Genomic DNA, 9,526 nt, shown 5'->3' with positions numbered 1-9,526 from the left:
CCGATAACTCGATAAAGAAAAGTGCCGCAAAACAGAGGGCAAATAAGAGAAATGCTAATAGACTGTCGGGTTGCCTCAATAGATAAGAAAAATTATTAATGTCTAAATGGGTCTGGTTGCCCAGAACGAGAGCTAAGCGAAAAATCAGTTTGAGAAGATAGCCCCCCACATAGGTAATGGCTACTTGGAGGAGGGCTGCAATCGTCACAAAACTTAACAAATGACGAAATAAAAGCAAGAACAATTGCTTCAATGAGTGTCGCATGGTCTGCTGCATGGTCTCCCCTCCCCTTCAAGATTTTTTAAACACTTTCTATTGTAACCTAAAATCAGTCTGTCCTTATCAGTCCAAGGGCTGAATTAATCGGCAAAAAACCCGTTCTTGACGTAAGAACGGGTCCTAAGACACTGGTTATTTCTTGACGTAAATTGATTTGAGATAAAGGCTACCAATGCCATCAATTTTACATGCAATGTCGTGACCATCAACTGGCTCATCAATTAAACGGATGTTTTTAGCCTTGGTCCCTTGTTTAATCGTTGTCGTCGCATTCAACTTAAGATCCTTAATGACCGTGACACTGTCACCATTCTCAAGTTGATTGCCGTTGGCATCGCGAATAATCCCGGCTTCAGCACGAGCAACTTCGTCTTCCTGGGTCCATTCATGGGCACACATTGGGCAGACAAAGAGCTGGCCATCTTCGTAGGTATATTCAGAATCACATTGCGGGCAATTTGGTAATTTAGACATCTTCTTCCTCCTTTTTGCTTAGTCTCAGTATAGCAGAATCAGCTAAGAGGAATCAAGAATATTTTAGTAACTAGCGCTTAACAAAGGCTAGAATCTCCTCTGGACTTAGGGAGCTGTCACACTTAACATGAACCCCTTCTTTGTCCGAAAAGAGGAAACCTGGCACAGTTGGAACTTGCCATTGATCGCGTAATTGTTGCACCTGGCTCAAAGTTTCTGGATTTTGCGAGTGCAGATAAGCCACTTTTAAGCCAGCTTCTTGTGCTAATGGACTAAGTTTAGCCACAAAACGACGGCAGTATGGGCAGCTTTCACGGCCAATAAAGAGGATGCCACCATCTTTGGCGTCCATCAATGCCTTGGCTTCTTCAGGGCTGACAGCTTGGAATACTTTGACTTGTTCTAGGTAGTTTGCTACTTCATTCATGAATTAATCACTCCTTTGCATTTTACCCTTTTATTATACGATTTTTCCTGCCCATCACAAAATGCTTTGCTTAGTCAAAATGAATGTCTTTGAGTTTCTTGCGTTCGCGATAACGCCGGTAGAGATAGATAGCTACAATGACAGCTGCTAAGCCACAAAGTGCCAAGGCTAATGTCATGTAAAAGGCTTGCTCGCCTGTATCAGGCAACTTGACACTGCCCTTGCCCTTGTCTTGACTACTCTCATTGGCTTGATTTGAATTGGCTTTTGCTTTAGCTTGCTTTTTAGATTGGCCGGACGGGGTTTGATGCTTGGATTTGCTCTGATGATTGGAATTCTTAGCCTGCCGTTTATTGAGTCGCTCCTTAAGTCGCTTTAGTGTCTCGGGATTATTATCTCCTGACGATTCCGAGCTAGACTCTGACTGCTTTTGACTTGAGCTTGAAGTTTCTTGATGCCCTTGACTGCTAGGGTCTCTTGTCTGCCTATCATGGTCGGACGGTGTCCATTCTCTAGTAGAATTATGATAGTTGCTATCATCCAACTCACTATTTGAACTGTTAGTCTCAGGATTTTCTGACATCAAATCTGGTATAGTCAGGAAGCTTTCCTCCTCATCTTCAACTAGCTGCCACTTTTGACTGGTCTCATTATAATTCACTAAATGTAATTGATAATGCTCCACCAAGGCTTGCAATTTTCCTTGGGCTTCAGCACCATAGTGGTGGGCGTTAAGATAGTCGGCTAAACCTTGTTTAAGGGCTTGAAAAACCTCTTTGTTAATGGATGTCAGATAACGATATTGGCCGATTTTGAGTTGGTAGACTTGATCGAACTTTGCTTGCAAAGTCGCCTTATCACCTGATTGGTAGTAGTGACGCAGGGCTAGATTAGCCAAAATTTCTACGTCAAATAACGATAGTTCCTGCGCATACTGATAATAGGTCTCTCCTTCTGGTGAAAGTCGCAAGTCCTGTTTGCCCTCCAATAGCTTGTTAACCTCATCAAGATTGCTAGTTTCAGGTGAAAATAGTGTCTCAATCTCTTGGTACTTAAGCTTTTGATAGGCTAAGGGAACAATCTGCTTGAGCACTTGATTGACCTGTACCAAATAGTCAGCCAAGGTCTCACTAGCAGGATTGAGCGCTAGGCTCTCGGCACTAAGATAGTGACTAGAGTAAGGATAAAGCAAGCAGGCATTAAGTGCCGTCTTATTGGATTTGGATTGCTCTAATTGGTCTTCTTTATGGTCATGCTCATAATCCAAATTGGCTATATCTGACTTGATTTGGTCTAACTTGGTCTGATTTTCTTGTTTTTCAGCTTGCGCACTCGATAAAGCATCTTGCAAACTGGCCACTTGAGGTTGATTGGCTAAAGTGGCTGCCTGCTGGTCTTCACTAGCTTGAGCTAATTCAGGATTTTCTTTTACTAAATCTTGATAGGCACTATCTAAGACTTGATCTAACTGGTCGTGTAGGGTTTTGATTTTATCGTCTAAGCTAGCTAGCTCAGCTTGTACTTGCTTGGCTTGATCTTCTAGGCTGGCTAAGCTAGCTTCTTGATCCCGCATCTGACTTGCTAAGTCCTGGGAACTGCTAGTGTCGTTTGCATCTGCTTGGGTCATTTGTCGAATAAGGCTGACACAAGTTGAGGCCTCAACTGGTATCTTATTAACAGACTGAGATAAAACATAGGCTGATTGTGCCCCCACCTGACTAGCCACCATGACAACTAGTATGGAGCCAGTTGTCAAGATGCCCTTAAATTTTACTTTCATACTGCTCCCCTCCATATATATATACCCAAAATAGGCTAATTATATCCGAAAAATCGACATAAAAAAAGAAAAGCCCATCCCATCAGGCTTTTCTTTTATATAAAATATGTATGATTAATCCAGGTAGTCAACGACTTGAACCTTGTTAGTAAAGCGCGTCATACGTTGACGGATTTCGTCCATAAGGGCTTGTCCATTTGCAATATTGTATTTCTGCCAGTCAGCCAGTGGTACAACCAGGTATTCAGTAGACTCTGGTAGGCCAATATTATAAGTTGGCATAAAACGCATGCTATCCAGAACAACCTTACCATCATTTAGCTTACGGTAGGTAAATTCTGTGATCCCCCCAACCTTGGTTGCTGTCTCGTATTGACCCGTCAGGAAGTTACCATGTGAGAAGAGTCCCGCTTGAGATTCATTATAGTAGATAAAAGGCTCTAAAACGTGTGGATGACCACCTAAAACGAAGTTGGCACCAGCATCACGAGCCATTTGATGAGTAGCTATTTGGTCTGCCGTCGGCATGGTCTCATACTCTTCACCATTTTGAATAATGACTACTGAAACATCGACCTTACTATTCAAGTCCTTGATTTCAAGTGGTATGAGCTGCTTGTCGATCAGTGTTGCTAGATACTGCTGATTCTGAGGACGTTCCAAACCATTAAGGCCATATGCATAAGCCAAAAAACCAACCTTAATGCCGTTTCTTTCAATGATGCGAGGCGTATTATAGTCCTCCCAGCTCTCATAAGAACCCACATACATCATGTCTCGTTGTTTGAGGGCCTTAATGGAAGCTAATACCCCTTGTGCCCCCATATCCATGGTATGGTTGGACACATTGTTGACGATATCTACCCCAACATTTTTAAGGCTGTCAACAATCTGTGACGGTGCATTGAAGAAGGGATAGGTACCTAAGCCAACAGACTCCCCTGCTACAATGGTTTCCATATTAGCAACGGTAATGTCGGCATTTTCTAAATAGGACTTGACTGGCGCTAACATGCTATCAAAATTATAGCCATTGGCAGTTCGTGCCCGTTCATAGACAAAGTCATGCAAGAGAATATCGCCAATAGCACGCACGCGGACTGTTGATCCCTCTTGGCTCGACTCACTGCTTTGGCCTACGGACTGCATGGCTGACTCATTTTTATCAATGGTCATTTGAGCCTGAACCAATGACAGGGGCGTCCATAAAGTCAATAGACTCATGACTAAAAGAAGTTTGCGCTTCAACTTGAATTTGAATACTTGTTGGGCTTGCTTATTTCTTAGCTGCATAGGCGATTCCTCTCTTATTCTTGGATAGTAAATTTTCCCTTATCATTGACGTAGTTGGGGATGGACCAGATACCCTTTTTAGCATTCTTAGCTTGTTTTTGGGCCTGTCTTAGAGTCTTTTCTTGACTGTTGTTAGGGGGATTGACATAGGAAACCGAGGCCAAACCTTCCTTGACTAATTCTAGGGATACTAACTTGTCATCGGCATAGACATAGGCAAGCGCCCGGTCATAATCATCGGCATAGGGTCCCTTGTCGAACTCAAGGGTAACCTGCTTAGCATTGGTCAATAATTCTTGGTTGCGATGGGCCGCATCTTTACCAAATGGCTGTGGCTTGAGACCTTCCTTAACCGATTCTGGCGTATCAATCATCAGATAACGGGTCCGAAATTCATGTCCGTTTAAGGAGAGGACAACTGTATCCCCATCTACAATGCGGACAAAGTTAACCGGAATTTTCTGGCCTTTTGGCAGGACTTGATAGTTGGTCCCAGTAAAAGCCTTGATATCAAGCTTCTCACTAGTAGAGCCAGAATTTTGCGATCCTTGGCTAGACTCAGGGCTGTGATTCTTGTCCTTAGGGCTATCTAGGCCACCAGGACGGAAATACCAGATTAGGACTAGAATCAAGAGTCCAATTACTAAGCGAATCCAGTCTTTGCTTGTATAGTCTTTAAAGTTCATATATCCTCCTAGGGCTTTACAGTTTTTTGCATATGGTGGTAGTCATGGCCTGAGAAAGTAACTTGGTCACTGACTTCAAAACTCAAGCGATGGTAAAGGGCCTTGGCTCTGGGATTGACTAAGTCACAATTAAGGCCTAAAACAGTCCCCTCTGAGTGAACAGATTCAAGGTGCTTAACCAGGGCGGTCGCAATGCCCAATCCCCGAGCTTGAGGAGCAACGACTAGCATATCAATGTACCATTCATCGTCTCGACTTTCGCGAGTCAAGGAGAAATCTCCTAACTCTGTGTGATCACCAAAATGCTGCTCTATGAGGCGATCATATCTAGGCTCTAAATGGCCAGGGTAACCTAAGACAAGCCCCTGAATCTGGCCCGTATGTCTAGATTGATAGACCCAGCAATTTTGGTAATTATACTTTTGCTTAGTATCTAAGAGATGTTGAACCATAGCCTCTTTAAAAGTCTGAGAATCTAGTGTAACGTATGGTTCAAACTCCATATCTTGCCAGATAATGGCCATTAAATCATAGAGAGCAGGCACATCACTGGCCTGGGCTGGGCGTATCATAGGGCACTTCCTAACATTTACAAAGATTGAAAAACAAGCCCAAACCAAGGGCCTGGACTTGTTCTAAAGCTTAAAATACATAGGTTGCTTCTTCGGACGGAATCCGTCTTACTTCAACCTTAGTCCCTGCTTGAGCCTGACTATCCAGCCAATCCATTTCCTCTTGGCTTAAGGAAGTTGAGGCTGCAATATGACGTTTACCAGGCGACATATCCAAGTTACCAATATTGATATATGGGATTTTAACTCCTGCAGCTACCAAGCTACGTAGGTCTTGGATATTCTCAAAAATGAGTAACATTTTTTTATCTGAAGTCAGATTAGGCAGCTTGTCAATGGCTTGTTGTAAGGTGCAGTAGCGTGTATGGTATTCATCTGGAACAGCCATATCTAGCAAGCCTTGTTGTACCTTGTTTTGTGCAACAGCATCGTTGACGACAATGATTGTATTGATTTCGAGTTTACTGCACCATCGAACTGAAATCTGGCCATGAATGAGTCGATTATCAACTCTGGCCATTTCGATTGTTGGCATTGAGATTTCCTTCCTCTCATGACTAAATACTTTCTACAATCAATAGTATAATGCTATTTAAGGCTAGATACAACTGTATTGATGGAATCTTAGACATTTTTAATTTATCCTTTTTAACTTTTAGGACATTTTTAGTGATTAATAGCCAAAATTGAGGTATACTAAAAAGGTAAATATGTTATAAATATTAGGGGTGATCCTATGTACATTAAGACATCCGCTTTTGCTCACGCTGACTATTTTGATACCCTCACTAATTTTGAATTTGATAGTCATAAGCATACCAAAAAAGCCCTCACCATCAATCGTCAGAAGTCAGATAGTTTCCTGAAATTTCCTGATACTGTTACAATCACCGCTCACAGTGGTATTGCGCTGATCATTATGACCCACAATCCCTATCTAGTGGACACTTACCAAGAGTTTGTTTTACAAGGCTCGATTGAGTTACATTCTAATATTTGCTTTAACATCTTATCTATTACAGATGAATGTAGCATTCTGTTAGAACCCCGCTTTAACCATCGTCCAGAATTAGTGGCTGCTAAGCAAGCCCTTAAAGTCAGAGACTTTGTAGAAGAAATCAAAATTGAAAAAGTCTATGGTTTCTTCTATCAAGTCAAGACTGCTCCTTACCGTTTCGTCAACGATCAACATGACTACTTTGAAATGACAATTGTTGACCAAGGTGAACTTGTCCATGAAGTAGAAGGAATGAAGCATGTTGCCAAGCGGCATGATTGTATGCTCTATTATCCTAATCAGCGACACAGCCAAATGGTTAAGAAAGATGGCGTATCTACCTATCTATCTATTATGTTCCAAGCAAGTGGCATTAGTCCTGAACTTAAAAATAAAATTGTACATCTCAGCAATCACTACACCCAAGTTATCGAAAAAATGGTGGAATTATCTAATCGACCAAGTGCTCCCTTTTATGCTGATGAAATGATTACCCTCTTCAAGTCGGTCATTATCCAAATGCTTAAAAGTGATCAGGCCTTCTATGATGAACCAAGTACTTCTATGCGAGAAAATTACGAGAACGAACTTTTCCAGTCCATTGTCGATTATCTACATCATCATGTGGAAGCTGAGAATCAGGTCAATGATTTGGTTAATCACTTCAGTTTATCGCGCTCAACCCTACAGTTGCTATTTAAGAAATATGCCAACATGACACCTAAAAACTATATCAACCAACTTCGCCTAAAGCGTAGTAAGCTTCTAATCAAAGAATCTAAATTAACCCTATCTGAGATTGCTGAAACCTTGGGATACGGATCCCTACAGTACTTTTCACGAGTCTTCACCCAGGAATACGGCATGAGTCCTTCACACTATGCAAAACAACTTCTAAAATAAAAGAGCCCGGTTTACTCTATAAGGCGTAAACCGGGTCTTTTCTTTTATGCCAATTGTTCAAGCATATCTGGACGGAAACCAAAAAATGGTTCAACACCGTCCGCTACGACTACAGGTAGCGATTGGAAGCCTAGAGCTTGCACACGAGCCAGGGCATCACTATCTTGCATAACGTCTACAGCTGTATATTCCAGATTGTGCTGATCTAAGAAACGCTTAGTAAAATCACACTGCATACAGTTTGGTTTTGAGTATACCGTTATTTTCTTCATCGTTCGAATCCCTCCTTCGAATTTACTTTACTATCATACCCTGTTTCGAAGGAAAAGGCAATCTATATATAGTGAAAATTTTTGGTTTAACAAATTTTACCTACTACATATAGTGCTGCTTCACGAACGTTAAGCAGCATCTAGCCAGACAAAGTTCACTATTTTTTGGATGAGTTCCATGTCTTTTTTAGTTATTCGGAAGAGTTACATCACTAATACTATGATAAATAAAAGGAGCCAGGGGGAAACGATGCCCCAAATAGAAATTTTCGGTGATGGCTGTCTCCGTCATACTACTAAGATAGTCCACTAAAATTGGGCGCTGTCCCTTGTCGTCCAATTCATTGAATTGCCCCAGACAAATTTCGCTTAAATCATCTAAAGTAATTAACTGACTAAGCTGGACTAGCATGGACTGGATTCGCTCTAAGGAACCCGAACTAGCTTCCAGGTATAAGCGACGTCCTACTATATCTTGTGGCCAGAAACTAGTGCCGGCCAGTTTTAGAAAACAACGAATGTTTCCGCCAAAAGCTTGCAAATGGCCTTCTTGCTTATTTTGTAAGAAAGCCTCAAAGTTAGCGCGCGAAGCGCTATCTAACACCAAGGCCAGGGGAAAGAAATTCACCGGCAGAATCATGTCATGAGCCAAACAGGCATTAAGGATCACACTATTATCACTGTAACCCATATAGTAGACGGGCTTTTGACGATTTAGCTGCTGGAAGAATTTTTCCGGTAAGGCTGCTAAGGTTTGATTAGCCAAGTCTCCACCTGTCAAATCCATTATCCAGTCTACCTCAGAATCAGCTAAGGCCTGAGCCAAATAGTCTGCCCTAAGCTCGGCTGAACAGTGACCACCCGTTTCCTCATCTAGCCAAATACTAGGCCTAATCGTAACCTTAGCACCATATTGACTGGTCAGGAGTTTTACCAAAGTATCCAGATTATCGTGAGCTTGAGTGGTCTTGGCCTTGCCATTTGAGCACCCTAGTAGAACCACATGGCTAGCTTGTAAAAGTGTCATATGCGACTCCTTTCATTACGATGTCGCTTGGGCTTCAGCTTCAATCAAGTCTTCCAGATGGCGATACAGGACAGGGGCCGATAAGCTCTTGACTTGATCCTGGTCATAGATATGCTGAATCTGCCCCTTATGCATGAGCAGAATACGGTCGCAATATTCAATGGCATCTGGCAACTGGTGAGTAATCATGAGCGCCGTCAGCCCTTCCTTCTCAATCAGGTCAGAGGTCATTTGCATAACCTGACGAGAAGTACGCGGATCTAAAGCGGCAGTATGCTCATCTAAGAGTAGAAGCTCTGGTCTTTTGAGAGTGGCCATGATTAAAGCGATGGCTTGGCGTTGACCACCCGATAGAGCCTCAATTGGTACATTCAAACGATCTTCCAATTCCAAATGGAATTGACCTAGTAAATTTCTCATGGCCTCATAGTTATCCTTAGTAAGTGATCGCTTAAAGCCAGGTTTTTGACCCCGTCTAGAGGCCAACATAAGATTCTCAAAGACCGTCATACGTGGAGCGGTCCCCATGCGCGGATCCTGGAAAATACGACTAATGAGAGCTGCATTCTTGCTTTCAGCTTGGTTACTAATCACTTGCCCATTAAGTTGAATGCTGCCAGAGGTCACAGGCGTATGGCCAGTCAAGCAGTTGAGTAAGGTAGACTTGCCTGCTCCGTTAGTTCCAATAATCCCCAGAATTTCGCCCTTTTGGACTTGGAAAGAAATATCACTTAGTACCTGTAAAGGACTATCCTGCATACGATAGAAGGTCTTGCTAATAGATTGTACATCCAGTTGTATGGTCATTATCTTAT

Annotated in this window: 11 protein-coding genes and 1 pseudogene; 1 reads left to right on the top strand and 11 read right to left on the bottom strand. The window is 42.3% G+C overall.

The genetic code is table 11. The features are described from left to right. From Q0339_RS03840 to Q0339_RS03805, 8 genes and pseudogenes are all read right to left on the bottom strand, one after another. A pseudogene (locus Q0339_RS03840) lies at positions 1–277 on the bottom strand (hypothetical protein); the annotation flags it as partial. Positions 278–412: 135 nt separating this feature from the next. Next, complete coding sequence (locus tag Q0339_RS03835) at positions 413–754, bottom strand: zinc ribbon domain-containing protein YjdM (protein WP_035364310.1); 342 nt, start codon at positions 752–754, stop codon at positions 413–415. Positions 755–824: 70 nt separating this feature from the next. Next, entirely contained in the window at positions 825–1,181 is a 357-nt protein-coding gene (traF, locus tag Q0339_RS03830) for a conjugal transfer protein TraF (protein ID WP_070755595.1), read from the bottom strand. 70 nt (positions 1,182–1,251) lie between these two features. Continuing rightward, positions 1,252–2,961: a hypothetical protein gene (locus Q0339_RS03825; RefSeq protein ID WP_298077481.1), complete on the bottom strand. Its 1,710-nt coding sequence runs from the start codon at positions 2,959–2,961 to the stop codon at positions 1,252–1,254. A 114-nt stretch (positions 2,962–3,075) separates the two neighbouring features. Further along, positions 3,076–4,254, bottom strand: a complete 1,179-nt coding sequence (locus Q0339_RS03820) for a CapA family protein (RefSeq protein WP_298077480.1) — start codon at positions 4,252–4,254, stop codon at positions 3,076–3,078. Positions 4,255–4,268: 14 nt separating this feature from the next. Next, positions 4,269–4,940, bottom strand: coding sequence for a thermonuclease family protein (locus tag Q0339_RS03815; RefSeq protein ID WP_298077479.1), 672 nt, complete (start codon positions 4,938–4,940; stop codon positions 4,269–4,271). A gap of 8 nt (positions 4,941–4,948) precedes the next feature. Continuing rightward, positions 4,949–5,512 carry a GNAT family N-acetyltransferase gene (locus Q0339_RS03810; RefSeq protein ID WP_298077477.1) on the bottom strand — a complete coding sequence of 188 codons (564 nt, stop codon included), beginning with the start codon at positions 5,510–5,512 and terminating at the stop codon, positions 4,949–4,951. Between the two features lie 70 nt (positions 5,513–5,582). After that, positions 5,583–6,047, bottom strand: a complete 465-nt coding sequence (locus Q0339_RS03805; RefSeq protein ID WP_298077476.1) for a PTS sugar transporter subunit IIB — start codon at positions 6,045–6,047, stop codon at positions 5,583–5,585. Positions 6,048–6,248: 201 nt separating this feature from the next. On the opposite strand from Q0339_RS03805, the gene Q0339_RS03800 reads away from it, so the two are divergent. After that, positions 6,249–7,412 (top strand): response regulator transcription factor, encoded by a 1,164-nt coding sequence (locus Q0339_RS03800; protein ID WP_298077475.1) that lies wholly within the window; start codon positions 6,249–6,251, stop codon positions 7,410–7,412. Positions 7,413–7,456: 44 nt separating this feature from the next. Here the strand turns inward: Q0339_RS03800 and nrdH are convergent, their stop codons facing one another. From nrdH to Q0339_RS03785, 3 genes are all read right to left on the bottom strand, one after another. After that, positions 7,457–7,684 (bottom strand): glutaredoxin-like protein NrdH, encoded by a 228-nt coding sequence (nrdH, locus tag Q0339_RS03795; protein ID WP_070755589.1) that lies wholly within the window; start codon positions 7,682–7,684, stop codon positions 7,457–7,459. A 187-nt stretch (positions 7,685–7,871) separates the two neighbouring features. Next, the gene (locus Q0339_RS03790; RefSeq protein WP_298077474.1) at positions 7,872–8,711 is read right to left on the bottom strand and encodes an LD-carboxypeptidase; all 840 of its coding nucleotides are present in this window, start codon (positions 8,709–8,711) and stop codon (positions 7,872–7,874) included. 15 nt (positions 8,712–8,726) lie between these two features. Then, positions 8,727–9,518, bottom strand: a complete 792-nt coding sequence (locus Q0339_RS03785; RefSeq protein WP_298077473.1) for an ATP-binding cassette domain-containing protein — start codon at positions 9,516–9,518, stop codon at positions 8,727–8,729. Positions 9,519–9,526 lie beyond the last annotated feature (8 nt).

It is taken from the genome of uncultured Abiotrophia sp. (assembly GCF_938010525.1).
Classification (GTDB): domain Bacteria; phylum Bacillota; class Bacilli; order Lactobacillales; family Aerococcaceae; genus Abiotrophia.
This window is presented reverse-complemented; position numbering and strand designations above follow the sequence as displayed.

Excerpts from the sequence above, each read along its gene's own strand:
- Q0339_RS03835 (WP_035364310.1), bottom strand. The coding sequence starts at position 754 with ATGTCTAAATTACCAAATTGCCCGCAATGTGATTCTGAATATACCTAC.
- traF (WP_070755595.1), bottom strand. The coding sequence starts at position 1,181 with ATGAATGAAGTAGCAAACTACCTAGAACAAGTCAAAGTATTCCAAGCT.
- Q0339_RS03825 (WP_298077481.1), bottom strand. The coding sequence starts at position 2,961 with ATGAAAGTAAAATTTAAGGGCATCTTGACAACTGGCTCCATACTAGTT.
- Q0339_RS03820 (WP_298077480.1), bottom strand. The coding sequence starts at position 4,254 with ATGCAGCTAAGAAATAAGCAAGCCCAACAAGTATTCAAATTCAAGTTG.
- Q0339_RS03815 (WP_298077479.1), bottom strand. The coding sequence starts at position 4,940 with ATGAACTTTAAAGACTATACAAGCAAAGACTGGATTCGCTTAGTAATT.
- Q0339_RS03810 (WP_298077477.1), bottom strand. The coding sequence starts at position 5,512 with ATGATACGCCCAGCCCAGGCCAGTGATGTGCCTGCTCTCTATGATTTA.
- Q0339_RS03805 (WP_298077476.1), bottom strand. The coding sequence starts at position 6,047 with ATGCCAACAATCGAAATGGCCAGAGTTGATAATCGACTCATTCATGGC.
- Q0339_RS03800 (WP_298077475.1), top strand. The coding sequence starts at position 6,249 with ATGTACATTAAGACATCCGCTTTTGCTCACGCTGACTATTTTGATACC.
- nrdH (WP_070755589.1), bottom strand. The coding sequence starts at position 7,684 with ATGAAGAAAATAACGGTATACTCAAAACCAAACTGTATGCAGTGTGAT.
- Q0339_RS03790 (WP_298077474.1), bottom strand. The coding sequence starts at position 8,711 with ATGACACTTTTACAAGCTAGCCATGTGGTTCTACTAGGGTGCTCAAAT.
- Q0339_RS03785 (WP_298077473.1), bottom strand. The coding sequence starts at position 9,518 with ATGACCATACAACTGGATGTACAATCTATTAGCAAGACCTTCTATCGT.